We start from the raw sequence: 26115 nt of genomic DNA, 5'->3' as shown, positions 1-26115 counted from the left end.
ATTCCCGCAGTTGGCGGATCCCGCCGGTCACGCAGGGCGACCGGCGGGATGCCGCGAGCCGCCTTGTGGAACCGCCGCGCGTCCGGGTGACAGCCTTCTCTTCGCGCACTGCGACTGTTCAGTCACGCTACGCTCACGAGGATCCGACGCAGGCACACCGTCTCGGCACGAGACCGACAGGTACCCAGGCACCCCCAGTTCACGGCAGAACGGCACAAGGCGACGAATGCCCCAGCACACCTCCGGGTCCGACCGGACGGCGATCCCGCCAGCCGCCCGCGACGGCGGCAGCGTGCGCCCGCCCGCTCCCTCGACCCTCGACGAGCTGTGGCGGTCATACAAGTCGACCGGTGACGAGCGGCTGCGCGAGCAGCTGATCCTGCACTACTCACCGCTGGTGAAGTACGTCGCGGGCCGGGTCAGCGTGGGTCTGCCGGCCAATGTCGAACAGGCCGACTTCGTCTCGTCCGGGGTGTTCGGGCTGATCGACGCGATCGAGAAGTTCGACATCGAGCGCGAGATCAAGTTCGAGACGTACGCGATCACCCGGATCCGGGGCGCCATGATCGACGAACTGCGCGCCCTCGACTGGATCCCGCGGTCGGTCCGGCAGAAGGCGCGCAACGTCGAGCGCGCCTATGCCACGCTGGAGGCCCGGCTGAGACGCACCCCCTCGGAGACCGAGGTGGCCTCAGAACTGGGCATCGCGGTGGAGGAACTGCACGCGGTGTTCAGCCAGTTGTCGCTGGCCAACGTGGTCGCCCTGGAGGAGCTGCTGCACGCCGGCGGCGAGGGCGGCGACCGGCTGAGCCTGATGGACACCCTGGAGGACACCGCCGCCGACAACCCGGTCGAGGTCGCCGAGGACCGGGAACTGCGCAGACTCCTGGCGCGGGCGATCAACACCCTCCCCGACCGGGAGAAGACCGTCGTCACGCTCTACTACTACGAGGGGCTCACCCTGGCCGAGATCGGCAACGTACTCGGCGTGACGGAGAGCCGGGTCAGCCAGATCCACACCAAATCCGTACTTCAGCTCCGCGCCAAGCTGGCCAGTTTCGGACGCTGACCAGGGCGTTCGTCCGCCGCCGCACAGCCTGGGGCCGGTGCCCCCGGACCGCCTGCCACCCGGCCGAGTGGGTGGAGTGGCTCCCGTACGCGGCGGAGCGTCCGTAGAGTGGTTGACGTGCCAAGGATTCGAGCGGCCTCCGTGGCCGAGCACCGGTCGATGCAGCGAGCCGCCCTGCTGGACGCGGCGCGCTCCCTGTTGTCCGAGGGCGGGACGGAGTCGCTGACGTTCCCGGCGCTCGCCGAGCGCACGGGGCTCGCCCGGTCCTCCGTGTACGAGTACTTCCGCTCCCGAGCCGCCGTCGTCGAGGAACTCTGCGAGGCCGACTTCCCCGTCTGGGCCGCCGAGGTCTCCTCCGCGATGGCGGCCGCCGAGGGCCCCGAGGGCAAGGTCGAGGCATACGTGCGCCGCCAGCTCGCCCTGGTCGGGGACCGGCGGCACCGCGCCGTGGTCGCCATCTCCGCCAGCGAACTCGACGCGGGCGCCCGGGAGAAGATCCGGGCCGCGCACGGCGGGCTGGTCACGATGATCGGTGAGGCGCTGGCCGCCATGGGCCATGCCGAGCCGCGGCTGGCCGCGATGCTCCTGCAGGGTGTGGTCGACGCCGCCGTGCGCCGTATCGAACTGGGGGCCGCCGAGGACCCCACCGCGATCACCGAGGCGGCCGTCGCGATGGCCCTGCGGGGCGTCCGAGGCTGACCCACGCTCACCGGGCGTCGCGGACGTCGCGGGCGCCCGGTGTCAGTGCTCGGGGGGAGGTCCGTCGAGCGGCAGCAGGCGGGACGGCCCGAGGCCCAGGAGCCAGGGCGGCAGCAGGGACAGCGGGTTCAGGTAGGCCGTGCCTCTGAGCAGGCCCCAGTGCAGACAGGACGTCGGCCCGCAGTGCGGGTCGCGCGCCGCCTCCACCGTCCCGAGAACCGTGCCCGCGAGGACCTCGTCGCCCTGGTGCACCGAAGCCCGGACCGGGCCGTACGTCGTCCGCAGCGGAGGTGACCCGGTGCCCGCGAGTTCCACGGAGACGACCCCTCGGCCCGCGACCCGGCCGGCGAAGGACACCCTGCCGGGGGCGACGGCGCGCACCGGAGCGCCGGGGGCGGCTTCGAGGTCGACGCCGCGATGGCCCCGCGAGTAGGCCGTCGCCGGCGGTTCCCAGCCCCGTACGACCGGAGGGCGGACCCCCACGGGCCAGGCGCGGGCGAGTGCCGGGACGGCAGGATCCGCCACGGGGGGCGTGACGGGTCCGGCGGGCGCCGGGGCGGTCGAGTCCGCTCCCGAAGGGAGCTCGGTGTGGGGGTCGGGCGGCTCTGCCGGAGCGGCCTCCGGCGGGTCACCGGGATCGACCCCCGGCGGGTCACCGGGATCGGCCGGTGACCGGTCGGCGGACCCGGCGGCCTCAGTGGCCTCATCGGCGTCGGAGGTGAGCGTGCCGACGGGCACCGCGCGGGTGGCCTGAATCGGTGGTGCTGGTCCGCCTCCGTGGGACAGGGACGTCGAGGACGTCAGGGCCAAGGACAGAGGTCCCCGTGCCGGGACCCGGGCCGGAGTCGACGCCGGGGCGGCAGGGGTCAGGACGCCCAGGACGGTCAGGGTCAGGCCGAGGAGAAGGCCCGGCCGGGTACGCACAGATCGCTTCGCTCGCATACGGAAACCGTCCCCCACCGAGCGGATCATGGCCGGGAACTGTGGAGTACCGGCCGGTTGTGGACAGCGGCGTCACCCGGCCCCTCTCGGGTCCCGTACACTTCTGGTGGCGATTCGGGTCACCGAGTCGACTTCGCACGCCCCGACATCTGGTCTTCAGTACCGGTGTCAGCGCCTCTCGGTCCTTTGTGGCACGGCGCATCGCGGGCGTCAGGCGCGAGTGCCGTCCGGCACACGCGGTACAACCGAGAAAACCTAGGAGAACGGCCATGGCCGTCGTCACGATGCGGGAGCTGCTGGAAAGCGGCGTCCACTTCGGTCACCAGACCCGTCGTTGGAACCCGAAGATGAAGCGCTTCATCTTCACGGAGCGCAACGGCATCTACATCATCGACCTGCTCCAGTCGCTGTCGTACATCGACCGCGCCTACGAGTTCGTCAAGGAGACCGTCGCCCACGGCGGCACGGTCATGTTCGTCGGCACGAAGAAGCAGGCGCAGGAGGCCATCGCGGAGCAGGCCACCCGCGTCGGCATGCCCTACGTCAACCAGCGCTGGCTGGGCGGCATGCTCACCAACTTCTCGACCGTCTACAAGCGTCTGCAGCGCCTCAAGGAGCTCGAGCAGATCGACTTCGAGGACGTCGCCGCTTCGGGTCTCACCAAGAAGGAGCTTCTCGTGCTCTCGCGCGAGAAGGCCAAGCTGGAGAAGACCCTCGGTGGTATCCGCGAGATGCAGAAGGTGCCCAGCGCCGTCTGGATCGTGGACACCAAGAAGGAGCACATCGCGGTCGGCGAGGCCCGGAAGCTCAACATCCCGGTCGTCGCCATCCTCGACACCAACTGTGACCCCGACGAGGTCGACTACAAGATCCCGGGCAACGACGACGCGATCCGCTCCGTCACCCTGCTCACCCGCGTGATCGCCGACGCCGTCGCCGAGGGCCTCATCTCCCGTTCCGGCGCCGGCAAGGCCGCCGAGGGTGACAAGGCCGCGGGCGAGCCGCTGGCCGCGTGGGAGCGCGACCTGCTCGAGGGCGAGAAGAAGGCCGACGAGCCCGAGGTCCAGACCTCCGCCGAGACGGAGAAGGTCGCCGACGCCGAGCAGGCCGACGCCCCCGCCGCCGAGGCCGAGGCTGTCGAGGCCCCCGCTGCCGACGCCGAGGCCGAGGCTCCCGCCGCCGAGGCCCCGGCCGCGGACGCCGAGCAGGCCTGACCCCTCACCCCTTCGGGTTGGTGAACGGCGGGGGCCCACAAAGCCCCCGCCGTTCTTCCCGTAGATCTTCAGACTTCGAGAGAGATTCCAGGAATCATGGCGAACTACACCGCCGCCGACGTCAAGAAGCTCCGTGAGCTCACCGGCGCCGGCATGATGGACTGCAAGAAGGCACTGGACGAGGCCGAAGGCAGCGTCGACAAGGCCGTCGAGGCCCTGCGCATCAAGGGTCAGAAGGGCGTCGCCAAGCGCGAGGGCCGCTCCGCCGAGAACGGCGCCGTGGTCTCCGTCATCGCTGACGACAACACCTCCGGTGTCCTGGTCGAGCTGAAGTGCGAGACGGACTTCGTCGCCAAGGGCGAGAAGTTCCAGGCCGTCGCCAACCAGATCGCCCAGCACGTCGCCGCCACCTCCCCGGCGGACCTCCCCGCGCTCCTCGGCTCCGAGATCGAGCCGGGCAAGACGGTTCAGGCGTTCGTCGACGAGGCCAACGCCAACCTGGGCGAGAAGATCGTCCTGGACCGCTTCGCCCAGTTCTCCGGCGCCTACGTGGCCGCGTACATGCACCGCACCATGCCCGACCTGCCCCCGCAGATCGGTGTTCTGGTCGAGCTGGACAAGGTCGACGCCGACCTCGCCAAGGGCATCGCGCAGCACATCGCCGCCTTCGCGCCGAAGTACCTCTCCCGTGAGGACGTTCCGGCCGAGGTCGTCGAGACCGAGCGTCGCGTCGCCGAGGAGACCACCCGCGCCGAGGGCAAGCCCGAGGCCGCCCTCCCCAAGATCGTCGAGGGTCGCGTCAACGGCTTCTTCAAGGAGGCCACCCTCCTCGGTCAGCCGTACGCGCTCGACAACAAGAAGTCCGTCCAGAAGGTCCTGGACGAGGCCGGTGTCACCCTGAAGCGTTTCTCGCGCATCAAGGTCGGCATCTGAGTCCGTACCGCGATCGACGCGCGGCCCCTATAGGGTCGACAGCAGTCGTCCGCGTACGCCGGCACCCACGCGCGTGTGCCGGACGACAGCAGATCTGACGAGGAGGCCATTGCCGAGCACGGGATGCGAACACACCCCACCGGCAATGGCCTTCTTCGTATGTGCACCATGAGGAGATCTCCATGACCACCACCCCGGCCGACAAGGGCGACAAGACCGACGACGGCAAAGGCGCGGGACGCTTTCTGCTGAAGCTTTCCGGCGAGGCGTTCGCCGGCGGCGGCGGACTGGGCGTCGACCCCGACGTGGTGCACAAGATCGCCCGCGAGATCGCGGCCGTCGTGCGCGGCGGTGCCCAGATCGCCGTCGTCATCGGCGGCGGCAACTTCTTCCGCGGCGCCGAACTTCAGCAGCGCGGCATGGACCGGGCCCGTTCCGACTACATGGGCATGCTCGGCACCGTCATGAACTGCCTCGCCCTCCAGGACTTCCTGGAGAAGGAGGGCATCGACAGCCGCGTCCAGACCGCCATCACCATGGGCCAGGTCGCGGAGCCGTACATCCCGCTGCGCGGCGTGCGGCACCTGGAGAAGGGGCGCGTGGTCATCTTCGGCGCCGGCATGGGCATGCCCTACTTCTCCACCGACACCACCGCCGCCCAGCGCGCCCTGGAGATCGACGCCGAGGCGCTCCTCATGGGCAAGAACGGCGTGGACGGCGTCTACGACTCCGACCCGAAGACCAACCCCGGGGCGGTCAAGTTCGACTCCCTCAGCTACAGCGAGGTCATCACGCGGGACCTCAAGGTCGCCGACATGACGGCCATCACGCTGTGCCGGGACAACAAGCTGCCGATCCTGGTCTTCGAGCTCCTGGCGGAGGGCAATATCGCGCGGGCCGTCAAGGGTGAGAAGATCGGCACACTCGTCGGCGACCAGAACGGCCGGGCCTGACGGGGAACGCTCCCGTCCGGGTACGAGCCCCGGACGCGGACGGACCCTGACCGGGGGATGGACAATGTCCTGCCGGTCCGGAACCGTGCAGGAACAAGACGCGACGCAGCCGGCCGCGACCCCGACGAGGAACAGCTGCCGGGCCTACTCAAGACACGCAGGAGCAAGTGGTGATCGAAGAGACCCTCCTCGAGGCCGAGGAGAAGATGGAGAAGGCCGTCGTGGTCGCCAAGGAGGACTTCGCCGCGATCCGCACCGGCCGTGCGCACCCGGCGATGTTCAACAAGATCGTGGCCGACTACTACGGCGCGCTGACGCCGATCAACCAGCTGGCCTCGTTCTCCGTGCCGGAGCCGCGCATGGCCATCGTGACCCCGTTCGACAAGAGCGCGCTGCGCAACATCGAGCAGGCGATCCGCGACTCCGACCTGGGCGTCAACCCCAGCAACGACGGCAACATCATCCGTGTGACCTTCCCCGAGCTGACGGAAGAGCGTCGCAAGGAGTACATCAAGGTCGCGCGGACCAAGGGCGAGGACGCCAAGGTCTCGATCCGTTCCGTGCGCCGCAAGGCGAAGGACGCCCTCGACAAGCTCGTCAAGGACAAGGAGTCCGGCGAGGACGAGGTCCGTCGTGCGGAGAAGGAACTCGACGACACCACGGCGAAGTACGTCGCCCAGGTGGACGAGCTCCTGAAGCACAAGGAAGCGGAGCTGCTCGAGGTCTGATGAACGACTCTTCCTGGGGGGCGCCGCCACAAGCCGGGTACTGGGGGCCGTCCGAGCAGGGGCCTGTCCAGGGGGCAGCCCCGGCGGGTCCCACGTACGATGCGCATGACGCGCAGCACACTCGGCCCATGCCCATCGTGCCCGACGTACCCGCACATGGCGGAGACCAGGATGACGACCCGGGGGCCGCTCGGCCGAGCGGCCCCTTGTTCCACGACGACGCACCGTCGACGGCGCCCTACGGGGATCCGTCGCACAACCCGCAGAGCCCGCAGGAGCCCATGCCCAGCGCCGCCCCCCAGCCCGCCCCCGCACCTCCGAAGAAGAGTGCGGGACGCGACCTGGGCGCGGCCATAGGAGTGGGCGTCGGGCTCGGCGCGGTGATCGTCGCGTCGTTGTTCGTCGTCAAGGCCGTCTTCGTCGGAGTGATAGCGGTCGCCGTGGTGGTGGGGCTCTGGGAGCTCACCTCACGGCTGGAGGAACGCAAGGGCATCAAGGCGCCCCTCGTACCCCTCGCGGTCGGCGGGGCGGCCATGGTCGTCGCCGGATACGTGCGGGGCGCCGAGGGCGCCTGGGTCGCCATGGCCCTGACGGCACTGGCCGTCCTGGTCTGGCGCATGACCGAACCGCCCGAGGGCTACCTCAAGGACGTCACGGCGGGGGTCTTCGCGGCCTTCTACGTGCCGTTCCTGGCGACCTTCGTTGCCATGATGCTCACGGCCGACGACGGTCCGCGCCGCGTCCTGACCTTCCTGCTCCTGACGGTCGTCAGCGACACCGGCGCCTACGCGGTCGGCTGGCGCTTCGGCAAGCACAAGCTGGCGCCGCGCATCAGCCCCGGCAAGACCCGCGAGGGTCTGTTCGGAGCGGTCGGCTTCGCGATGGTCGCGGGTGCGCTGTGCATGCAGTTCCTGATCGACGACGGCACCTGGTGGCAGGGTCTGGTCATCGGCCTAGCGGTCGCGGCCAGCGCCACGCTCGGCGACCTCGGCGAGTCGATGATCAAGCGGGACCTCGGCATCAAGGACATGGGCACGCTGCTGCCGGGCCACGGCGGCATCATGGACCGGCTCGACTCGCTCCTGCCGACGGCTCCGGTGGTCTGGCTCCTGCTCGTCCTCTTCGTCGGCTCGGGCTGACCGCCCTTCCGCACCCACGCGTCCGTTTGCGCGTACCTACGACACCGCCCCTCCCGGTCGGATGATCACCACACGGTGAGTCATGTGACCGGGAGGGGCGGTGTCGTCAGTTCGGGCCGTAGGTGTGGGGTGGGCCCTCCTGCCAGTGGACCCAGGCCGGGTCGTCGAGGAGGTCCTCGGCGTCCGGGAGGCCCGCGCGGCGCAGGAACTCGACGAGGTCGGCGTCGCTGTGGGCGAGGCCGGCGCTCCGCGCACGGATGGTGACGCGGCGGCCGCCGGTTCCGGAGGGGCGGCCCACGACGATGGGCGCGGTGGGGGCTTCCGCGTCGTCGGGGCCGGTGGGGTCGGATGATGCGTGGTCGTTGTTCACAGGACACCGAGATTCCGGTTCGGCGATCGTGTCGCCGGTGCGGGACGGCTGCCAGGCCGGCCAGGCGCGGACTGCGCGCGGGCGCTCCGGACGGGACACGTTATCGGACACGAGTTCGATTCTAGGTCCAAGCGGCATGTGGTGAGAGCACTCTGCCGGAACAGGCCGGTCGCGAGTGGTCCCGGCGGGCACTGTGCGCAGGGCGTCCCGGGAGGCGCAAGGGGCGGGGAGGCCCGAATCCGAGCGGGCACGCCCCGGTCCGTCCGCACCGGGACACGCGGGGCCCGGGTCATGCGATCCGATCTGCGACACTGGTACAGCCATGCCTAAGCCCGGAGAACTCACCTTTGTAGCGCCGCGCGGAGCCAAGAAGCCGCCGCGGCACCTTGCCGATCTCACGCCTGCCGAGCGCAAAGAGGCGGTTGCCGCGATCGGCGAGAAGCCGTTTCGTGCCAAGCAGCTCTCGCAGCACTACTTCGCGCGGTACGCGCACGACCCCGAGCAGTGGACGGACATCCCGGCCGCCTCGCGCGGCAAGCTCCAGGAAGCACTGCTTCCCGAGCTGATGACGGTCGTCCGGCACCTGTCGACGGACCAGGAGACCACCCGCAAGACCCTGTGGCGGCTCTTCGACGGCACGCTCGTCGAGTCCGTGCTGATGCGCTACCCGGACCGGGTGACGATGTGCATCAGCTCGCAGGCCGGCTGCGGGATGAACTGCCCGTTCTGCGCCACCGGACAGGCCGGCCTCGACCGGAACCTGTCGACGGGCGAGATCGTGCACCAGATCGTCGACGGGATGCGGGCGCTGCGCGACGGCGAGATCCCCGGTGGCCCGGCGCGGCTCAGCAACATCGTCTTCATGGGGATGGGCGAGCCGCTCGCCAACTACAAGCGCGTCGTCGGGGCGATCCGAGCCCTCACCGACCCCGAGCCGGACGGCCTCGGCCTCTCGCAGCGCGGCATCACCGTGTCGACGGTCGGCCTCGTGCCCGCCATCAACCGGTTCTCCGACGAGGGCTTCAAGTGCCGTCTCGCGATCTCCCTGCACGCTCCGGACGACGAGCTGCGCGACACCCTCGTCCCCGTGAACACGCGGTGGAAGGTGCGCGAGGTGCTGGACGCCGGATGGGAGTACGCGGCGAAGTCCGGGCGGCGCCTGTCCATCGAGTACGCCCTCATCCGGGACATCAACGACCAGGCGTGGCGGGGCGACCGGCTGGGCCGGATGCTCAAGGGCAAGCCGGTGCACGTCAACCTCATCCCGCTGAACCCGACCCCGGGTTCGAAGTGGACCGCCTCGCGGCCCGAGGACGAGAAGGCGTTCGTCGAGGCGATCGCCGCCCACGGCGTGCCGGTGACCGTCCGGGACACCCGCGGCCAGGAGATCGACGGAGCGTGCGGTCAGCTCGCCGCGACCGAGCGGTAGTCTGAGGCGCGTCCGTACAACTTCATATCCCTAACATCTTCATATTCCGACAGGGGAGCGCCACAGCGCTGAGAGTGCGGGACAGACCGCAGACCCTCTGAACCTTGCCCAGGTCATTCTGGGTAGGAAGTTCGGTCATCACTCAAGCTGTTGCGCCCTGCCCGGGATCTGTCAGAGGTCCCGGGCAGGGCCGCGTCTCTTCCTGGTCAGCCAGGAGGAATCAGTGAGCATCACCAGCAAGCGGTTCGCGGCCACGGCCGTCGGGCTGAGCCTCGTCGCGCTGCCCGTCCTGTCGGCGTGCGGCTCGTCCGACGCCGGCGCCTCGGGCGACTCGAAGACCGTCACGCTCGTCACCCACGACTCGTGGGTCGTGTCCAAGAGCGTGCTCAAGGACTTCGAGAAGCGGTCCGGGTACACGGTCCGCGTCCTGAAGGACGGCGACGCCGGGCAGGCCGTCAACAAGGCGATCCTGACCAAGGACAACCCGCAGGGCGACGTCTTCTTCGGTGTCGACAACACCCTGCTGAGCCGGGCCCTCGACAACGGGCTCTTCCAGTCCTACGAGGCCAAGGGCTCCGACGCGATCGCCGGTCAGTACCGGGTCGACCAGGACAAGCACCGGGTCACGCCCATCGACTCGGGCGACATCTGCGTCAACTACGACAAGGCGTACTTCAGCAAGCACAAGCTGGCGCCGCCGACGTCGTTCGACGACCTGGTCGAGCCCGCGTACAAGGACCTCCTCGTCACCGAGAACGCGTCGACCTCCTCGCCCGGTCTCGGCTTCCTGCTCGGGACCGCCGCGAAGTACGGCGACGACCGGTGGCAGGGCTACTGGAAGAAGCTCAAGGCCAACGGCGTGAAGGTCGTCGACGGCTGGGAGCAGGCCTACAACGACGAGTTCTCCGGATCCGCCGGCGGCAAGAAGGCCAAGGGCGACCGGCCCCTCGTCGTCTCGTACGCCTCCTCGCCGCCCGCCGAGGTCGTCTACGCCGACCCGAAGCCCAGCACCGCTCCCACCGGGGTCGTGGAGGGCACCTGCTTCCGCCAGGTCGAGTACGCGGGTCTGCTCGACAACGCCTCGAACACCAAGGGCGGCAAGGCGCTCCTCGACTTCCTGCTCACCAAGCAGTTCCAGGAGGACATGCCGCTGAACATGTTCGTGTACCCCGTCACCGACACCGCTCGGGTGCCCGAGGAGTTCACGAAGTTCGGTCCGCAGGCCAAGGACCCGGAGACCCTGGCCCCCGCGAAGATCGCCGCCGATCGCGACCAGTGGGTCAAGTCGTGGACCTCGCTCGTACTGAAGTAGCCGGGCGGAACCCGCGCGCGGCCCGTCGGCAGGGCGCGACGCGGCTCGGCCTCATGGCCCTGCCCGTCGCGTTCTTCGCGGTGTTCTTCGCGTACCCCGTGGTCGCGATCGTCGCGCGCGGGCTCCACGTCGACGGCGGCTGGCGGTTCGGCCGGCTCTGGGACGTCCTGGCCCAGCCCGACATCCGGCACGTGCTGTGGTTCACCACCTGGCAGGCACTCGCCTCCACGGCGCTCACGCTGCTGATCGCGCTCCCCGGCGCGTACGTCTTCGCGCGCTTGGAGTTCCGGGGAAAGCAGATCCTGCGGGCCGTGGTGACCGTGCCGTTCGTGCTGCCCACCGTCGTCGTCGGCACCGCGTTCCTCGCGCTCGTCGGCCGGGGCGGGCTGCTCGACGAGCTGTGGGGTGTGCGGCTGGACACCACGGTGTGGGCGATCCTGCTCGCCCACGTCTTCTTCAACTACGCGGTCGTCGTACGGACCGTCGGCGGGCTCTGGTCGCAGCTCGACCCGCGGCAGGAGGAGGCCGCGCGGATGCTGGGCGCCTCGCGCCTCGCGGCCTGGCGCAGGGTGACCCTTCCGGCGCTCGCCCCCGCCGTGGCCGCCGCAGCCCTCATGGTCTTCCTCTTCACCTTCACCTCGTTCGGTGTGGTGCAGATCCTCGGAGGGCCCACCTTCTCGACCCTGGAGGTCGAGATCTACCGGCAGACGTCCGAGATCTTCGACCTCGGGACGGCGGCGGTGCTGACGATCATCCAGTTCGTGGCGGTCGGTGCGATCCTCGCCGTGCACGCCGCGACCGTCCGCCGCCGCGAGACCGCGCTGCGGCTGGTGTCCGCGGACACGACCGCGCGCAGGCCGCGCGGCGTCGGGCAGTGGGCGCTCCTCGCCGGGGTACTGGCGAGCATCGCCGTCCTGCTCGTGCTGCCTCTCGCCGTCCTCGTCCAGCGCTCCCTCGACGCCCCGGGGTTCCGCTACTACCGGTCGCTGGCCGACGACGACGGGGGCACCTTCCTCGTCGCCCCGATCGCCGCGATCGGCAACTCGCTGGAGTACGCGCTCGCCGCCACCGCGATCGCGCTGCTGATCGGTGGTCTGGCGGCCGCGGCCCTGACCCGCCGCGCGGGCCGTCTCGTACGGGGCTTCGACGCGCTGCTGATGCTGCCCCTCGGCGTCTCCGCGGTGACCGTGGGCTTCGGGTTCCTGATCGCCCTGGACGAGCCGCCCCTGGACCTGCGGAGCAGCTGGATCCTCGTGCCGCTGGCGCAGGCGCTCGTCGGTGTCCCCTTCGTCGTCCGGACGATGCTGCCCGTGTTGCGGGCGGTGGACGGGCGGCTGCGGGAAGCCGCGGCCGTGCTCGGGGCGTCACCGTGGCGGGTGTGGCGCGAGGTCGATCTGCCGATGGTGCGGCGCGCCCTCCTGATCGCAGCGGGGTTCGCGTTCGCCGTCTCCCTCGGGGAGTTCGGCGCGACGGTCTTCATCGCGCGGCCCGACAACCCGACGCTGCCGGTCGCCGTGGCCCGGCTGCTCGGGCGCGCCGGCGATCTCAACTACGGCCAGGCGATGGCCCTTTCGACGATCCTGATGGCGGTGTGCGCGGCCGCGCTGCTGCTGCTGGAGCGGGTACGCACCGACCGGACCGGGGAGTTCTAGATGCTGCTGAGCCTCAGGGGCGCGACCGTACGATTCGGCGGGCGGGCCGTGCTCGACGCGGTCGACCTCGACGTCGCCGAGCACGAGATCGTCTGTGTGCTCGGGCCGAGCGGCAGCGGCAAGTCCACCCTGCTGCGGGCGGTCGCCGGTCTCCAGCCGCTGGACGCGGGCGGCGTGGCGCTGGACGGGCGGGACCAGGCGGCGGTGCCCGCGCACCGGCGGGGCGTCGGCCTGATGTTCCAGGACCACCAGCTCTTCCCGCAGCGGGACGTGGGCGGCAACGTCGGCTTCGGGCTGCGCATGCACGGCGCGCCGAAGGCCGAACAGGTCGAGCGGGTCGCGGAGTTGCTCGAACTCGTCGGCCTGCCCGGCGCGCGGAACCGGGCCGTCGCCTCCCTCTCCGGCGGCGAGCAGCAGCGCGTCGCGCTGGCCCGCGCGCTCGCCCCCCGCCCCCGCCTGCTGATGCTCGACGAACCGCTCGGCCAGCTGGACCGCTCACTGCGCGAACGGCTCGTCGTGGAACTGCGCGGACTTTTCGCAGAGTTGGGCACGACGGTGCTCGCCGTCACGCACGACCAGGGGGAGGCGTTCGCGCTCGCCGACCGGGTCGTGGTGATGCGCGACGGACGGATCGCCCAGTCCGGCACGCCTCTTGAGGTCTGGCAGCAGCCGGCGGACGCGTTCGTGGCCCGGTTCCTCGGCTTCGACAACGTCGTGGACGCGACCGTGAGCGGCGAGGCCGCCGACACCCCCTGGGGGAAGGTCCCGGCGCCCGAGGGAGCCGCGCAGGGGCCCGGCACGCTCCTCGTACGGCCCGCGGGCGTCCGGCTGGTGGCCCCGGCCGACGGGCTGCGCTGCACGGTCACCGCACGCACCTTCCGGGGCACCCACGTCGCCGTACGGCTCCGGCCGCGGGACGCGCCGGAACTGGAGGCGGCGTGCGCGCTGCGGGAGGCGCCGGAGCCCGGCGAGGCGGTCGGGGTGCAGTTCGACCCCGCGGAGATCGTGCTGCTCGGCGGATAGCAGCCCCGGGGTCGGGAGCGGAACAGGCGTGTGGCCCGCCTCCGGGGAGGAGGCGGGCCACACGGTCGTGCGGGGTGGGTCAGTTGGCCTTCGAGGCGCCGCGGCGACGCATGCCGAAGAAGACCGCTCCGCCACCGACGACGACGAGCGCGCCGGCGATACCGGCGATCATCGGGGTGTTGGAGCTGGCGCCGGTCTCGGCGAGGTTGGACTCACCGGCCGCAGCCGACGGCGAGTTGTCGCCCGCGGCCGCCGGAGCGGTGCTGCTGCTCTCCTCGGCCGAGGGGGTCGCCGAGTCCGAAGGCTTCTCGGACGGCTTCGGGGTGTCCGAGGGCGACGGGGTCCCGGAAGGCGACGGGGACTCCGAGGCACAGCCCTCGGCCGACGTGGTGAGGGTCGGCGAGACGTCCTCGTTGACGAGGCCCGGGACGTCGACGTGGATCCGGTACTGGGCCTTGGGGCCCCAGTTCTCCGAGAACGTCACGGTGGCACCGTCACGGGTGCCCTTGACCTTCTCGCTGCCGATCTGCTTGGCGTCGGCGCCGTTCGACTCCAGGAAGACCGTGACGGTCGCTTCCTTGCCGGAGGCGTCCGTGTCGGTCACGGTGATGCTGCCCTTCCCGTTGTCGCAGGAGGCGACGGCCGAGAAGTCACGGATGTTGCAGGCGAGTGCGTTGCCCGCCACGCCGAGCGCGAGCGCGGCAGAGGCGGAGGCAACGCCGAGGATTCGCACGGTACGTGCGGTGCGTCGAGATATGGACACGATTGCCCTTCACAGGTTGCGCAACTGCGGGGGGTGTCGGGGGATTTGCTGCGCTTCGTTCACTGGCAACAGCACCCCCACGAGTTTCACAGGTTTATAAGCGTTGCCTAAGGGCTGTCAATGCGTAGACGCCAGACGGCTGTTGGCTTTGCCGAGACATTAACCGGCAAGGTGTTTGAGTGCCTCCGGAGCGTCATCGATCCGGTCGACGAGAGCGATCCGCGACTCCATCGCCCGTTCCCGCGCCAGGGATTGGAGCAAGGGCCAGGCGGGGTGCCGTTCGGTCCAGTGGACGCGGTCCACGAGGACCATGGGAGTGGGCTCGCCCCGTGACTCGTAGTAGTTCGGCGTCGCGTTGTCGAAGATCTCCTGGACGGTCCCGGCGGCCCCCGGCAGGAACACGACTCCGGCGTTCGAGCGGGCCAACAGGCCGTCCTCACGCGTTGCGTTGGCGAAGTACTTGGCTATGTGCGCGGCGAACGCGTTCGGCGGCTCGTGGCCGTAGAACCAGGTGGGGATGCCCACCGAGGGTTCGCCGGACGGCCAGCGCTCGCGCACCGCGAAGGCGGCGCGCGCCCACTCGGTGACCGATGGGGTGAACGACGGTGTACCGGCCAGGATGCCGAGCGCCTCGCCGAGCATGCCGTCCTCGAAGGGGGCCGCGTACGCGCCGAGGTTGGCGGCCTCCATGGCGCCCGGGCCTCCGCCGGTCGCGACCATGAGACCGGAGCGGGCCAGGTCGCGGCCGAGCCGTGCGGCGCCCGCGTACGCCTCCGTGCCGCGCGCCATCGCGTGGCCGCCCATCACGCCGACCACCCGCGCTCCCGCGAGGAGTTCGTCGAGCGCGTCCGAGACCGAGTCGTCGTGGATGGCGCGCACCGTCGACGCGAAGATGTCGCCGTCCGCCCTGGTCTGCTGGAACCAGGCGTACGCGCGGGCGTCCGGCGTCGCCTCGTAGCCCGCGTCGAGCCCGTCGAAGAGCTCGGTGGGTGAGTAGAGGCGGCCGCGGTACGGGTCGAGGGGGAGGCCCGGGACGGGCGGGAAGACGAGCGCGCCCGACGCGCGGACCTTGGCCGCCGCCTCGGGGCCCATCGAGCAGCCGAGGAAGACGGTGTCCGTGGTGTCCACGGCCAGCAGGGCGCGCGTACGGTCCGTCAGATCGATGGCCTGGATGCGGAGACGGGCGAGCGAGCCGCCCGACGAGACGACCGCGTCGAACTCGGCGAGGGACTCGATCTCACGGTCATGGGCTGCGTGAAGAGGTGTCGGCTGCACCGGGCCATGTTAGGGGCCGCGGTCCGCGTCCCGGGCGGGTACCGGAAAGGCCTCCGGGAACGGCGGCGGGGCCGGTGCGCGAACCCCTGTACCGCGCTCCGGCCCCGGGACTCGAACCGGGAGTGAGAGGCTGCTCAGCCCTGGACCGCCGCCGGGTCCATCCACACGACCTCCCAGGTGTGGCCGTCCGGGTCGTCGAAGGCCCGGCCGTACATGAAGCCCTGGTCCTGGGTCTCGCCGGAGGCCGAGCCGCCGGCGTCGATCGCGGCGTCGACCAGCTCGTCGACCTTCTCGCGGCTCTCGGCGCTCAGACACAGCAGCACCTCGCTGGACCTGGTCGCGTCCACGATCTCCTTCTTCGTGAAGTCCGCGTAGCGCTGCTTGCTGAGCATCATCGCGACGATCGTGTCGCTGATGACCACGCAGGCGTTGTCGTCCGTGGAGAACTGCGGGTTGATCGTGTAGCCGAGCTCCGTGAAGAACTTCTTCGAGACGTCCACGTCGGACACGGGCAGGTTCACGAAGATCATCTGCTGGTACATCTGAGGTCTCCCGTTCGCGGTGTGCCGCTGGCGTCGTGTCGTTCGCAGGGTTAGACCGGCGGTCCGCGCGGAACTCATCGCACCGCGCGGAACATGTGTCCGGAGACTCGCGCGCCGGCCCGCGCGGGCCGGTCAGTTGATCAGCGGAAGCGCGGCCAGTTCGGCGACGGCCCAGGTCAGCGGGGCGAACGCGGCGAACAGTGCGCCGACCCGCAGGGCCGCCGCCGCTCGCAGCGTCGCGGCGGGCGCCCCCAGCCGCAGTAGGGCCGCCGTGGTGTCGGCGCGCGCCTGCTTCGCCTCGACGGCCGCCGTGGCCAGCGTCAGCAGCGTGCACCCGGCGACGAGCAGGGCGCCGAGGGTGGTCAGCGGGCCGAACGCCGGCCGGGAGCCGGTGTACAGCACCGTCGCGGCGAACGCGCCCGACGCCACCGCGCACACCACACCGAGCGGCTGCCCGATGCGCCGCGCCTCCGCCTGGAGCACCCGGCCGGCCAGCAGCCGCAGCGCGCCCGGCCGTACCGCCTGGAGCAGCCGCCCGCACAGATACGTGATCGCGGGCCCCGCGAGGGCGAGTCCGACCGCCGTCAGCACCCAGCCGGCCAGCACCCCGGCCGGACCGCTGACGAAACCACCGGGCAGCGCCAGCGATGGCGCCGGTCCCGAACGGCTCGCGTACGTCTCCACGGCCAGCCCGGCCGCGACGGCGGCCGCGCCCCAGGAGAGGCCGTTCGGCGCGGTCTCCGCGGCGGGCAGGCCCCGGGAACCCGTCTCCACGACCGGGCGGGCGGCGGCGTCCGCGCCCTCACCCGCGCCCGATGTGCCGGTCCTGCCGTGAGCGCCGGCGCCGGAGCGGTCCTGTGCGCCGACCCGTACCGGCGTCTCGTCGGCGGCGGGCGCCGCGTTGGTCCAGTGGATGCCGCTGCCGTCGGAGTCCGTCGGCGACTGCTCGGACGCCTCGGGGGTCTCGGTCGGCGTGGTGGTGGGTGTGCCGCGGCCGTCCGGCTGTGCGCCGGGCAGGACCGCGCGCGGGGGAGCGGTCGCGACCGCGCTCTGCCGTGCCGACAGCCATGTCAGGCCGTACGTCCGTGCGGCGCCCTTCGCACGGCCCTCCCGCGGGCGCAGGGCCAGCGCGGCCGCGCCGGAGGCCGCGAGGGGCACCAGGGCGAGCAGGGTCAGGGCGGCCGGCAGGGGCAGCTCCTGGTCGACGGCGAGGAACTCGGCCGCCGCCCCGTCGAACGGGATGCCCGTCAGGTCACCGCGCAGCTGGAGGAACAGGAGGAGCGCGAGCGCCGAGCCGAGCAGCGTCGACAGGGCCGTGGTGAGGGCGGAGACCGCCATCAGCCGGACCGGGCCGAGACCGACGGCGGACAGACCGGGCCGGGGGCGGGTTCCGGGGTCGGTTCGGGCGACCGCCATGGCGAAGTAGACGGTGGCGGCGAGGGGGACGACGCACCAGGCCAGGCGCAGCGCGCCGGCGGCCGAGGCGTCCGGGTGGCTCATCGCGTAGCCCAGCGTGCACAGCAGCAGGAACCCGGTGCCCGCGGAGGCGGCGGCGACCAGGAGCCGGCGGAGCTGGACGAGGGGGCGGCCCGCGCGGGCTAGACGGAGAGCGAGCACGCGGCCCGGCCTTCCGTCTCGGCGACCGGCGGGAGGTGCACGGTGTTCACGCGCCGTCCGTCGAGCAGCGACACCGTGCGGTCGGCGAGGGCCGCGGTGTCGGCGTCGTGCGTGGCGAGGACGACCGTGATGCCGTGCGAGCGGGCGGCCGTGGTGAGCGTGCGCAGCACATGGGCGCGGTCGGCGCGGTGCAGCGGCGCGGTCGGCTCGTCGGCGAACAGGATCGTGGGGGCGGGGGCCAGGGCACGGGCGATGGCGACGCGCTGCCGCTCCGCCTGGAGCAGGGCGTGCGGGCGCTTGCGGGCGCAGCCGCCGATGTCGAGGCGCTCCAGCCACTCCAGGGCGGCGGTCTTGGCGGCCCGGCGGGCACAGCCGCGCAGCATCAGCGGGAGGGCGGCGTTCTCCCAGGCGTTCAGCTCGGGGACCAGGACCGGCGCCGGGTCGATCCAGCCGAACCGGTCGCGGCGCAACCGTTCGCGGGCGACCGGGCCCATGGTGTGCACGGGCGAGCTGTTGAACCAGACCTCGCCCTGCTGGGGCAGCAGCTGGCCGGACAGGCACTGCAGGAGGGTCGTCTTGCCGCTGCCGCGCGGGCCGCCGACGGCGAGGATCTCGCCCTCACGCACGCCGAGCGAGACACCGCTGAGCGCGGGGGATCCGTTGTGCTTGACGTGCAGGGCGCGTGCCCAGAGCACGTCGTTGTCAGGCGGGGCCACCATCGCGTACACCTCGTTCAGATCTGATGTGCCTTGCCCGGCGGCCTCATCGAGGTCGCTCGGTCCCCCGGACGGGGGAACGAAGGCAGGGCCGATCGGTCACTGCGCACGCTAGGGAGTCGCGGTCGGGAGGCCGGACAGCACGCGGCCCCGGGCCGCCCATTCTCACTCGAACGGGCGGCACCGGGGCCGGTGTTGATCAGCCGTACGGAAGCGCCGACGGCCCCGCCCCCTCGGCGCGGGGCCGGGGGAGCGGGGCCGTCGGGGGGTGGATCAGAGCTTGGTCCACGCCTCCGTCAGCACCTGACGGATGATCCCCTCGATCTCGTCGAAGGTCGACTGGTCGGAGATCAGCGGCGGCGACAGCTGGATGACCGGGTCACCGCGGTCGTCGGCGCGGCAGTAGAGGCCGTACTCGAAGAGCTTCTTGGAGACGAAGCCGTAGAGCACGCGCTCCGACTCCTCGTCCGTGAAGGTCTCCTTGGTGGCCTTGTCCTTCACGAGCTCGATGCCGTAGAAGAAGCCGTTGCCGCGGACGTCGCCGACGATCGGCAGGTCGTGCAGCTTCTGCAGGGTCTGCAGGAAGTTCGCCTCGTTGTCCAGGACGTGCTGGTTGAGGTTCTCGCGCTCGAAGATGTCGAGGTTGGTCAGCGCCACGGCCGCGGAGACCGGGTGACCGCCGAAGGTGTAGCCGTGCAGGAAGGTGTTGTCGCCCTTGTAGAACGGCTCGGCGATGCGGTCCGAGACGATGGTGGCACCGATCGGGGAGTAGCCCGAGGTCATGCCCTTGGCGCAGGTGATGATGTCCGGGATGTAGCCGAACTTGTCACAGGCGAACATCGTGCCGAGGCGGCCGAAGGCGCAGATGACCTCGTCCGAGACGAGCAGGACGCCGTACTGGTCGCAGATCTCGCGCACGCGCTGGAAGTAGCCGGGGGGCGGCGGGAAACAGCCGCCGGCGTTCTGCACCGGCTCCAGGAAGACCGCGGCGACGGTCTCGGGGCCCTCGAAGAGGATCTCCTGCTCGATCTGGTCGGCGGCCCAGCGGCCGAAGGCCTCGGGGTCGTCGCCGTGGATCGGGGCACGGTAGATGTTGGTGTTCGGCACCTTGTGCGCGCCCGGGACGAGCGGCTCGAAGGGGGCCTTCAGGGCCGGCAGGCCGGTGATGGACAGGGCGCCCTGCGGGGTGCCGTGGTAGGCGACCGCACGCGAGATGACCTTGTACTTCGTGTGGTTGCCGGTGAGCTTGTGGTACTGCTTCGCCAGCTTCCACGCGGTCTCGACGGCCTCGCCGCCACCCGTGGAGAAGAACACCTTGTTCAGGTCGCCCGGCGCGTAGTGCGCGAGGCGCTCGGCCAGCTCGACGGCCTTCGGGTGGGCGTAGGACCAGATCGGGAAGAAGGCCAGTTCCTGCGCCTGCTTGAACGCCGTCTCCGCGAGTTCGACGCGGCCGTGGCCCGCCTGGACCACGAACAGGCCCGCGAGACCGTCGAGGTAGCGCTTGCCCTTGTCGTCGTAGATGTAGGTGCCCTCACCCTTGACGATGGTGGGAACGGGCGCGTTCTCGTACGAGGACATGCGGGTGAAGTGCATCCACAGGTGGTCGTACGCGGTCTTGCTGAGGTCCTTGGTGCTCACGGTTATCGGGTTCCCCACATGTAGGTCTGCTTCTTGAGCTTCAGGTAGACGAAGCTCTCGGTGGAGCGCACGCCGGGCAACGCCCGGATGCGTTTGTTGATGACGTCCAGCAGGTGGTCGTCGTCCTCGCACACGATCTCGGCGAGGATGTCGAACGAGCCCGCGGTCATCACCACGTACTCGACTTCCGACATGGCAGTCAGTGCTTCGGCCACCGGATCGAGGTCGCCCTCCACGTTGACGCCCACCATCGCCTGCCGACGGAAGCCCACGGTGAGCGGGTCCGTGACGGCGACGATCTGCATCACGCCCTGGTCGAGCAGCTTCTGGACGCGCTGGCGCACGGCCGCCTCGGACAGGCCGACGGCCTTGCCGATCGCGGCGTACGGGCGTCGCCCGTCCTGCTGCAACTGCTCGATGATGGCGAGGGAGACGGCATCCAGCTGAGGGCTGCCGTTCCTGGACTCGCGGGAGTCCCTGGGTTCCGCACTTCGACTGACCACGACCTCACTGTGCACGACGTCTCGATAGTTGCGCAAGGTTCGGGCGATGAAATTCGTTGTTTACGGGGACGTGACTTGCGGATTTCGCAGTTCTGGACCGATCGGGGGTGTTGAAAACGTCGAGCCACGGATTAGGGTGGGGACTCAGGTATCTCAGGTACTGGACACCTGGGTCGTTGGACATCCGACAGGAGGGCCGGGCAGTGAGCACCGAGCTGCGTCGTCTGCGCAATTACATCGACGGAGAGTTCCGCGATGCCGCCGATGGAGGGACCACGGAGGTGGTCAACCCCGCGACCGGCGAGGCGTACGCGACCGCGCCGCTCTCCCGCGAGGCGGACGTCGACGCCGCGATGGCCGCCGCCGCCGCGGCCTTCCCGGCCTGGCGCGACCAGACCCCCGCCGAGCGCCAGAAGGCCCTCCTGAAGATCGCGGACGCGTTCGAGGAGCGGGCCGAGGAACTCATCGCCGCCGAGGTGGAGAACACCGGCAAGCCGATCGGTCTGACCCGGTCCGAGGAAATCCCCCCGATGGTGGACCAGATCCGCTTCTTCGCGGGTGCCGCCCGCATGCTCGAGGGCCGCTCGGCCGGCGAGTACATGGAGGGTCTGACCTCGATCGTGCGCCGCGAGCCGATCGGCGTCTGCGCCCAGGTCGCGCCGTGGAACTACCCGATGATGATGGCCGTGTGGAAGTTCGCCCCGGCCCTCGCCGCGGGCAACACGGTCGTCCTGAAGCCCTCGGACACCACCCCCGCCTCCACCGTGCTGATCGCCGACATCATCGGCGGCATCGTCCCCAAGGGCGTCTTCAACGTCGTCTGCGGCGACCGCGACACCGGCCGCGCGATGGTCGAGCACCCCACCCCGGCGATGGCGTCCATCACCGGCTCCGTCCGCGCGGGCATGTCGGTCGCCGAGTCGGCGTCCAAGGACCTCAAGCGCGTCCACCTGGAGCTGGGGGGCAAGGCCCCGGTCGTCGTCTTCGAGGACACCGACATCGCCAAGGCCGTCGAGGACATCTCCGTGGCCGGCTTCTTCAACGCCGGCCAGGACTGCACGGCCGCCACCCGCGTGCTCGTCCAGGAGTCCATCCACGACGAGTTCGTGACCGCGCTCGCCAAGGCCGCGTCCGAGACCAAGACGGGCCAGCCGGACGACGAGGACGTGCTCTACGGCCCGCTGAACAACCCGAACCAGCTCAAGCAGGTCTCCGGGTTCATCGAGCGCCTGCCCGCGCACGCCAAGGTCGAGGCCGGCGGCAAGCAGGTCGGCGACAAGGGCTACTTCTACGCCCCGACCGTCGTCTCCGGACTCAAGCAGGACGACGAGATCATCCAGAACGAGGTCTTCGGTCCGGTCATCACCGTCCAGTCCTTCACGGACGAGGCCCAGGCCGTCGAGTGGGCGAACGGCGTCGACTACGCCCTCGCCTCCTCGGTGTGGACCAAGGACCACGGCCGGGCGATGCGCATGTCCAAGGTGCTCGACTTCGGCTGTGTGTGGATCAACACGCACATCCCGTTGGTCGCCGAGATGCCGCACGGCGGCTTCAAGAAGTCGGGCTACGGCAAGGACCTCTCCGGGTACGGCTTCGAGGACTACACGCGCATCAAGCACGTCATGACGTCGCTGGACGCGTAAGCGCTTCGGCAGTCACGCGGCCCCGGAGGGAGCGATCCCTCCGGGGCCGCGCCGAGTCGTCGGTGCGGGCGCCCGCCGGGCAGGCCGTCCGGCCCTCGGGCGAAAGTGATCGACAGGGTGTCGGGTCGTGGGACCACCGCGCTGACGCAGCGTCCATTGTTCGCGCCGGACGCGGGCGGCATGCTGCGGGCGTGCCAGTGATTCGGAACACCTCGCGCCCGTCCCGCCGGTCCCTGCTGCGCGCCCTGGGCGGAGGCGCCGCACTCGGCGCCCTGGCCGGCTGCGGGGTGCCCGCCGCGTACGTGAGCCCCGGGGAGCGGGCCGGGACCGACACGTCCACCGCGGTCAAGCGACTGACCTGGGCGAACTGGCCGCTGTACATCGACACCGATGACAAGAACCCCACGAAGCGCCCCACACTGGAGGCGTTCGAGAAGCGCACCGGGATCTCCGTCGACTACATCGAGGAGATCAACGACAACGACGAGTTCTTCGGCAAGATCAGCCCCTCGCTGATGAACCACCAGCGGACCGGCCGCGACCTCATCGTCATCAGTGACTGGATGTGCGCGCGCTTCGTCCGGCTCGGCTGGGTGCAGGAGATGGACCGGGCCAAGCAGCCCAACGTCGCCAAGTACCTCGACCCGCTGCTCCGTTCGCCCGCCTTCGACCCCGGCCGCAAGTCCTCCGTGCCGTGGCAGTCGGGCATCACCGGCATCGCGTACAACCGCCGCAGGGTCGGCCGCGAGATCAAGCACCTCTCCGACCTGTGGGCCCCGGACCTGAAGGGCCGGGTCACCCTCCTCTCCGGTCTGGACGAGGCGTTCGCGCTGCTCATGCAGGGCAACGGCGTCGACATCACGAAGTGGAAGGCGGACGACTTCCACCGGATCTGCGACCAGGTCGAGAAGCACGTGCGCAGCGGTCAGATCCGCCGCTTCACCGGCAACGACTACATCAAGGACCTCTCCAGCGGTGACGTCCTGGCCTGCCAGGCCTACTCGGGCGACGTGATCCAGCTCCAGGCCGACGACCCCGACATCCGGTTCGTCGTCCCCGAGGAGGGTGCCGAGCTGTGGGCCGAGTCGCTGATGATCCCCAACCTGGCCAGCCACAAGGCCAACGCGGAGAAGCTCATCGACTTCTACTACGAGCCGGAGGTCGCCGCCGAGCTGGCCGCGTGGGTCAACTACGTCTGTCCCGTCCCGGCCGCCCAGGACGTCCTCGCCTCCTCCAGGGACAAGGACACCGCCGCCCTCGCCGAGGACCCGCTGATCTTCCCCGACGCCACCATGCGCAAGCGCCTCGCCATCGCCCGCGACATCACCTCCACGGAACGCACGGAGTTCGCCAAGCGCTGGAACGCGATCGCGGGGCTGTGAACCGGGGCCGACCGGATGTCGGCCGACATGCGTGGCCCCGAAGGGCGCCGGGACTCAGGTCCGGCGCCCTTCTTTCATGCCCCTGGTCGGCTCGGCTCGGACGGGTAGTTGTCACATTCATTGAAGGAAAGGTCAGAGAAATTAAGTTCTGCTCGTTGTGATCTCAAAAATCTCAAGGTACAAAGAACGAGTACGGCGCGATCGAGAGTGAGGGGTCGAGTGTGGACTGGCAGGAGCTGACGGACCTGACGCGCGGGCGGTCGTTCGTGGTCGAGCGGGTCCGTCTCGCCGACAGCGGCATCGCGGTCGAGGGCGAGTTCGAGCCGCCGCAGCTGGCTCAACTCGGCATCGAGGACCAGGTGTTCGTTGCCGCCTTCGTGCGGGCGCACGGCTCGATCAAGGAGATGGAGCGGATCTTCGGAGTGAGCTACCCGACCGTCAAGTCCCGGCTGAAGCGCATCTCCGAGCAGCTCGACTTCGTCGACACCGACCCGGCCCCCACCGGCGCCGCCGATGTCGTCGACCGTCTGCGGCGGGGCGAGATCACGGCCCAGGAGGCGCTGTCCGAACTGGAGGGGGCCTGATGCTCCCGCAGTTGGTGACGGTCGGCTACCGGCGCTCGGGCGGCCGCCGACTGCGGCTGTACGTACCGGTGGTGCCGGTCCTGCTGGTGCTCTCACCGTTGCTGCTCCTCGGGCTCCTGGCCGGCCTGGTCGCGTGCCGCGCCACGCGGGTGAGTCCGGGCGGGGCCCTGCGAGGAGTGGGGCAGCTGCTGTGGGCGCTGCCCGGCACCCGGTTCGAGATCCAGGAGGGCCGGACGGCCTTCCTGGTCAGCGTCAGATGAGTCAGAGGAGAGGGAGTACCCGTGAATGAGCAGCGCCGTCAGGTCCTGCAGATGCTGGCTGAGGGGAAGGTCACCGCGGACGAGGCCGAGCGGCTGATCGCGGCCCTGGACCGAGAGCTGCCCGCGGCCCCGCCGGGAGGTGGGTCTCGACCGAAAGGGCGGCCCAAGTACCTCCGTGTGGTGGTGAATTCGGCCGAGACTCCTGAAGGGGAGGGTCCCAGCCGGGTCAATATCCGCGTCCCCCTGCAACTGCTGCGCGCCGGGGTCCGGCTCGCGAGCCTCGTCCCTCCGCAGGCGCTCGCCAGGATCAACGTGGAGCTGGACAAGGCGGGGGTGCCGATCGACCTGGCCGAGCTCAAGCCCCAGTACGTCGAGGAGTTCATCGACCAGCTGGACGACGTCGTCGTCGACGTCGAGGATCCCGACTCCACCGTGCGGGTGTTCTGCGAGTAGCGCCGCCCGCCGTCGAGCCGCTGGGGTTCCCGGGTGCGGCATCAGGTCGGTTGGCCGGCTCGCATAGCGTTCACTGTCAATCATTGCAACACATTTCGTGGCGGCTGTTGCGTTATCTCCGAATCCATTGCAACAACTTCTCGCCTTCTACCTGCACCTATGTCATTGGCGTGCAATGAATGCGTTGTCGAATGCGTGAAAGCAACGTAGCGTTTCTGTCATCGGAAAGCGCGGGCGCCGTAGGGGCGCACGGTGCAGGTGAAGGAGAGCATGATGCAGAAGTTCGACTCGCCCGCCCCCGTCTCGGCTGTCATCGACATTCCCGCGGGCCGGATCCAGGTCATCGCCGCCGACCGCGCGGACGCCACGGTGGAGGTCCTGCCGGCGAACGCCTCCAAGAGCCGGGATGTGAAGGCGGCGGAGCAGGTCACCGTCGTCTACGCCGACGGCGTCCTGCGCATCGAGGCCGCACCGGCCAAGAACCGCATCCTCGGCACCGGTTCGGGGTCCGTCGAGATCACGATCCAGCTCCCCGTCGACTCCCGCGTCGAGGCCAAGGCCGCCGCGGCGGAGTTCCGGGGAGTGGGACGCCTCGGTGACGTCACCTTCGAGGGCGGCTACCGCTCGGTCAAGATCGACGAGGCCGCGAGCGCCAACCTCGCCGGCCACGACGCGAACATCACGGTCGGCCGCCTGAACGGCCCCGCGGAGATCAGCACCCAGCGGGGCGACCTGAACATCACCGAGGCCGTCCGCGGTGCCGTCACGCTCAGCACGCAGCAGGGCGACATCACCGTCGGCGCCTCCCGCGGCGTCTCCGCCTCCCTGGACGCCGGCACCAGCCACGGCCGGATCAGCAACGCGCTGAAGAACACCGACGGCACCCCTGGCCTGACCATCCGGGCGACCACCGCCCAGGGCGACATCACCGCCCGCAGCATCTGACCTCGCGACAGCACTGCCGAAGGAGCAGCTCCATGACCAACCTGGCCATCGCGGCGCACGGGTTGCGCAAGTCCTACGGTGACAAGGTCGTGCTCGACGGCGTCGACCTGACGGTCCCCGAAGGCACTGTCTTCTCCCTGCTCGGCCCGAACGGTGCCGGCAAGACGACGGCGGTGAAGATCCTCTCGACCCTTATCACCCCGGACACGGGGTCGGGCCAGATCCAGGTGGGCGGCCACGACCTCGCCACCCACGCCCAGGCCGCCCGCGCAGTCATCGGTGTCACCGGACAGTTCTCCGCCGTCGACGGGCTGATCACGGGCGAGGAGAA

Annotated in this window: 27 protein-coding genes and 1 riboswitch; of the genes, 18 read left to right on the top strand and 9 right to left on the bottom strand. The window is 70.4% G+C overall.

The features are described 5' to 3' along the window. The first annotated feature begins 226 nt into the window (after positions 1–226). Complete coding sequence (gene whiG / locus AB0C62_RS11520; protein ID WP_355867936.1) at positions 227–1069, top strand: RNA polymerase sigma factor WhiG; 843 nt, start codon at positions 227–229, stop codon at positions 1067–1069. A 141-nt stretch (positions 1070–1210) separates the two neighbouring features. After that, positions 1211–1768 (top strand): helix-turn-helix domain-containing protein, encoded by a 558-nt coding sequence (locus AB0C62_RS11515; protein ID WP_362972181.1) that lies wholly within the window; start codon positions 1211–1213, stop codon positions 1766–1768. A 42-nt stretch (positions 1769–1810) separates the two neighbouring features. On the opposite strand, the gene AB0C62_RS11510 is transcribed toward AB0C62_RS11515, so the two are convergent. Then, complete coding sequence (locus AB0C62_RS11510; RefSeq protein ID WP_362971916.1) at positions 1811–2293, bottom strand: M23 family metallopeptidase; 483 nt, start codon at positions 2291–2293, stop codon at positions 1811–1813. Positions 2294–2979: 686 nt separating this feature from the next. Here AB0C62_RS11510 and rpsB point away from each other — a divergent pair. The 5 genes from rpsB to AB0C62_RS11485 all read left to right on the top strand — a co-directional run bounded on the left by rpsB (position 2980) and on the right by AB0C62_RS11485 (position 7677). Beyond that, positions 2980–3924 (top strand): 30S ribosomal protein S2, encoded by a 945-nt coding sequence (rpsB, locus tag AB0C62_RS11505; RefSeq protein WP_362971914.1) that lies wholly within the window; start codon positions 2980–2982, stop codon positions 3922–3924. A 96-nt stretch (positions 3925–4020) separates the two neighbouring features. Then, positions 4021–4857 (top strand): translation elongation factor Ts, encoded by an 837-nt coding sequence (tsf, locus tag AB0C62_RS11500; RefSeq protein WP_362971912.1) that lies wholly within the window; start codon positions 4021–4023, stop codon positions 4855–4857. Positions 4858–5039: 182 nt separating this feature from the next. After that, complete coding sequence (gene pyrH / locus AB0C62_RS11495) at positions 5040–5810, top strand: UMP kinase (RefSeq protein WP_362971911.1); 771 nt, start codon at positions 5040–5042, stop codon at positions 5808–5810. Between the two features lie 170 nt (positions 5811–5980). Continuing rightward, a complete protein-coding gene (frr, locus tag AB0C62_RS11490) occupies positions 5981–6538 on the top strand; it encodes a ribosome recycling factor (RefSeq protein WP_362971910.1) in 558 nt (185 codons plus the stop codon). Further along, positions 6538–7677, top strand: a complete 1140-nt coding sequence (locus AB0C62_RS11485) for a phosphatidate cytidylyltransferase (protein WP_362971909.1) — start codon at positions 6538–6540, stop codon at positions 7675–7677. The genes frr and AB0C62_RS11485 overlap by 1 nt, the downstream gene beginning before the upstream one ends. Before the next feature lie 106 nt (positions 7678–7783). Here the strand turns inward: AB0C62_RS11485 and AB0C62_RS11480 are convergent, their stop codons facing one another. Further along, complete coding sequence (locus AB0C62_RS11480; protein ID WP_362972179.1) at positions 7784–7981, bottom strand: hypothetical protein; 198 nt, start codon at positions 7979–7981, stop codon at positions 7784–7786. 388 nt (positions 7982–8369) lie between these two features. Here AB0C62_RS11480 and rlmN point away from each other — a divergent pair, with 388 nt between their 5' ends. The 4 genes from rlmN to AB0C62_RS11460 all read left to right on the top strand — a co-directional run bounded on the left by rlmN (position 8370) and on the right by AB0C62_RS11460 (position 13463). Next, positions 8370–9476 carry a 23S rRNA (adenine(2503)-C(2))-methyltransferase RlmN gene (rlmN, locus tag AB0C62_RS11475; protein ID WP_355867956.1) on the top strand — a complete coding sequence of 369 codons (1107 nt, stop codon included), beginning with the start codon at positions 8370–8372 and terminating at the stop codon, positions 9474–9476. Between the two features lie 41 nt (positions 9477–9517). Further along, positions 9518–9623, top strand: a riboswitch (TPP riboswitch). 82 nt (positions 9624–9705) lie between these two features. Next, a complete protein-coding gene (locus AB0C62_RS11470; protein ID WP_362972177.1) occupies positions 9706–10788 on the top strand; it encodes a thiamine ABC transporter substrate-binding protein in 1083 nt (360 codons plus the stop codon). Beyond that, positions 10764–12440 (top strand): iron ABC transporter permease, encoded by a 1677-nt coding sequence (locus AB0C62_RS11465; protein WP_362971907.1) that lies wholly within the window; start codon positions 10764–10766, stop codon positions 12438–12440. The genes AB0C62_RS11470 and AB0C62_RS11465 overlap by 25 nt, the downstream gene beginning before the upstream one ends. Continuing rightward, positions 12441–13463, top strand: a complete 1023-nt coding sequence (locus AB0C62_RS11460; protein WP_362971905.1) for an ABC transporter ATP-binding protein — start codon at positions 12441–12443, stop codon at positions 13461–13463. It begins immediately after the preceding gene. A gap of 79 nt (positions 13464–13542) precedes the next feature. Here the strand turns inward: AB0C62_RS11460 and AB0C62_RS11455 are convergent, their stop codons facing one another. The 7 genes from AB0C62_RS11455 to AB0C62_RS11425 all read right to left on the bottom strand — a co-directional run bounded on the left by AB0C62_RS11455 (position 13543) and on the right by AB0C62_RS11425 (position 20532). After that, positions 13543–14226: an LAETG motif-containing sortase-dependent surface protein gene (locus AB0C62_RS11455; RefSeq protein ID WP_362971903.1), complete on the bottom strand. Its 684-nt coding sequence runs from the start codon at positions 14224–14226 to the stop codon at positions 13543–13545. A gap of 159 nt (positions 14227–14385) precedes the next feature. Further along, positions 14386–15501, bottom strand: coding sequence for a Rossmann fold nucleotide-binding protein (locus AB0C62_RS11450; RefSeq protein WP_362971901.1), 1116 nt, complete (start codon positions 15499–15501; stop codon positions 14386–14388). Positions 15502–15635: 134 nt separating this feature from the next. Continuing rightward, positions 15636–16043 carry a VOC family protein gene (locus AB0C62_RS11445; RefSeq protein ID WP_362971899.1) on the bottom strand — a complete coding sequence of 136 codons (408 nt, stop codon included), beginning with the start codon at positions 16041–16043 and terminating at the stop codon, positions 15636–15638. A 132-nt stretch (positions 16044–16175) separates the two neighbouring features. Next, entirely contained in the window at positions 16176–17660 is a 1485-nt protein-coding gene (locus tag AB0C62_RS11440; protein ID WP_362971897.1) for a hypothetical protein, read from the bottom strand. Beyond that, positions 17642–18379 (bottom strand): ATP-binding cassette domain-containing protein, encoded by a 738-nt coding sequence (locus AB0C62_RS11435; protein ID WP_358816285.1) that lies wholly within the window; start codon positions 18377–18379, stop codon positions 17642–17644. The genes AB0C62_RS11440 and AB0C62_RS11435 overlap by 19 nt, the downstream gene beginning before the upstream one ends. Positions 18380–18649: 270 nt before the next feature. After that, complete coding sequence (locus tag AB0C62_RS11430; RefSeq protein WP_355867976.1) at positions 18650–20032, bottom strand: aspartate aminotransferase family protein; 1383 nt, start codon at positions 20030–20032, stop codon at positions 18650–18652. Next, positions 20017–20532 (bottom strand): Lrp/AsnC family transcriptional regulator, encoded by a 516-nt coding sequence (locus AB0C62_RS11425; RefSeq protein ID WP_081219687.1) that lies wholly within the window; start codon positions 20530–20532, stop codon positions 20017–20019. The genes AB0C62_RS11430 and AB0C62_RS11425 overlap by 16 nt, the downstream gene beginning before the upstream one ends. 188 nt (positions 20533–20720) lie before the next feature. Here AB0C62_RS11425 and AB0C62_RS11420 point away from each other — a divergent pair, with 188 nt between their 5' ends. From AB0C62_RS11420 to AB0C62_RS11390, 7 genes are all read left to right on the top strand, one after another. After that, positions 20721–22160, top strand: a complete 1440-nt coding sequence (locus AB0C62_RS11420; protein ID WP_362971895.1) for a gamma-aminobutyraldehyde dehydrogenase — start codon at positions 20721–20723, stop codon at positions 22158–22160. Positions 22161–22351: 191 nt separating this feature from the next. Next, positions 22352–23542: a spermidine/putrescine ABC transporter substrate-binding protein gene (locus AB0C62_RS11415; protein WP_362971893.1), complete on the top strand. Its 1191-nt coding sequence runs from the start codon at positions 22352–22354 to the stop codon at positions 23540–23542. A 221-nt stretch (positions 23543–23763) separates the two neighbouring features. Continuing rightward, positions 23764–24126, top strand: coding sequence for a DUF2089 domain-containing protein (locus AB0C62_RS11410; protein ID WP_362971891.1), 363 nt, complete (start codon positions 23764–23766; stop codon positions 24124–24126). Then, on the top strand, positions 24126–24386 hold the full coding sequence (locus tag AB0C62_RS11405; protein WP_362971889.1) for a hypothetical protein: 261 nt from the start codon (positions 24126–24128) through the stop codon (positions 24384–24386). Before AB0C62_RS11410 ends, AB0C62_RS11405 begins: the two co-directional genes overlap by 1 nt. A 21-nt stretch (positions 24387–24407) precedes the next feature. Next, positions 24408–24839: a hypothetical protein gene (locus tag AB0C62_RS11400; RefSeq protein WP_362971887.1), complete on the top strand. Its 432-nt coding sequence runs from the start codon at positions 24408–24410 to the stop codon at positions 24837–24839. Positions 24840–25112: 273 nt separating this feature from the next. After that, positions 25113–25784: a DUF4097 family beta strand repeat-containing protein gene (locus tag AB0C62_RS11395; RefSeq protein WP_362972175.1), complete on the top strand. Its 672-nt coding sequence runs from the start codon at positions 25113–25115 to the stop codon at positions 25782–25784. Positions 25785–25816: 32 nt separating this feature from the next. Then, positions 25817–26115 (top strand): ATP-binding cassette domain-containing protein (locus tag AB0C62_RS11390; protein WP_362971885.1); only part of this gene is annotated, 299 nt, incomplete at its 3' end.

The organism is Streptomyces sp. NPDC048643 (assembly GCF_040650615.1).
Taxonomy (GTDB): domain Bacteria; phylum Actinomycetota; class Actinomycetes; order Streptomycetales; family Streptomycetaceae; genus Streptomyces.
The sequence above is the reverse complement of the archived record's forward strand: the minus strand, read 5'-3'. Positions and strand labels throughout refer to the sequence as shown.

Excerpts from the sequence above, each read along its gene's own strand:
- pyrH (WP_362971911.1), top strand. The coding sequence starts at position 5,040 with ATGACCACCACCCCGGCCGACAAGGGCGACAAGACCGACGACGGCAAA.
- AB0C62_RS11405 (WP_362971889.1), top strand. The coding sequence starts at position 24,126 with ATGCTCCCGCAGTTGGTGACGGTCGGCTACCGGCGCTCGGGCGGCCGC.
- rpsB (WP_362971914.1), top strand. The coding sequence starts at position 2,980 with ATGGCCGTCGTCACGATGCGGGAGCTGCTGGAAAGCGGCGTCCACTTC.
- tsf (WP_362971912.1), top strand. The coding sequence starts at position 4,021 with ATGGCGAACTACACCGCCGCCGACGTCAAGAAGCTCCGTGAGCTCACC.
- AB0C62_RS11445 (WP_362971899.1), bottom strand. The coding sequence starts at position 16,043 with ATGTACCAGCAGATGATCTTCGTGAACCTGCCCGTGTCCGACGTGGAC.
- AB0C62_RS11435 (WP_358816285.1), bottom strand. The coding sequence starts at position 18,379 with ATGGTGGCCCCGCCTGACAACGACGTGCTCTGGGCACGCGCCCTGCAC.
- AB0C62_RS11485 (WP_362971909.1), top strand. The coding sequence starts at position 6,538 with ATGAACGACTCTTCCTGGGGGGCGCCGCCACAAGCCGGGTACTGGGGG.
- whiG (WP_355867936.1), top strand. The coding sequence starts at position 227 with ATGCCCCAGCACACCTCCGGGTCCGACCGGACGGCGATCCCGCCAGCC.
- AB0C62_RS11460 (WP_362971905.1), top strand. The coding sequence starts at position 12,441 with ATGCTGCTGAGCCTCAGGGGCGCGACCGTACGATTCGGCGGGCGGGCC.
- rlmN (WP_355867956.1), top strand. The coding sequence starts at position 8,370 with ATGCCTAAGCCCGGAGAACTCACCTTTGTAGCGCCGCGCGGAGCCAAG.
- AB0C62_RS11395 (WP_362972175.1), top strand. The coding sequence starts at position 25,113 with ATGCAGAAGTTCGACTCGCCCGCCCCCGTCTCGGCTGTCATCGACATT.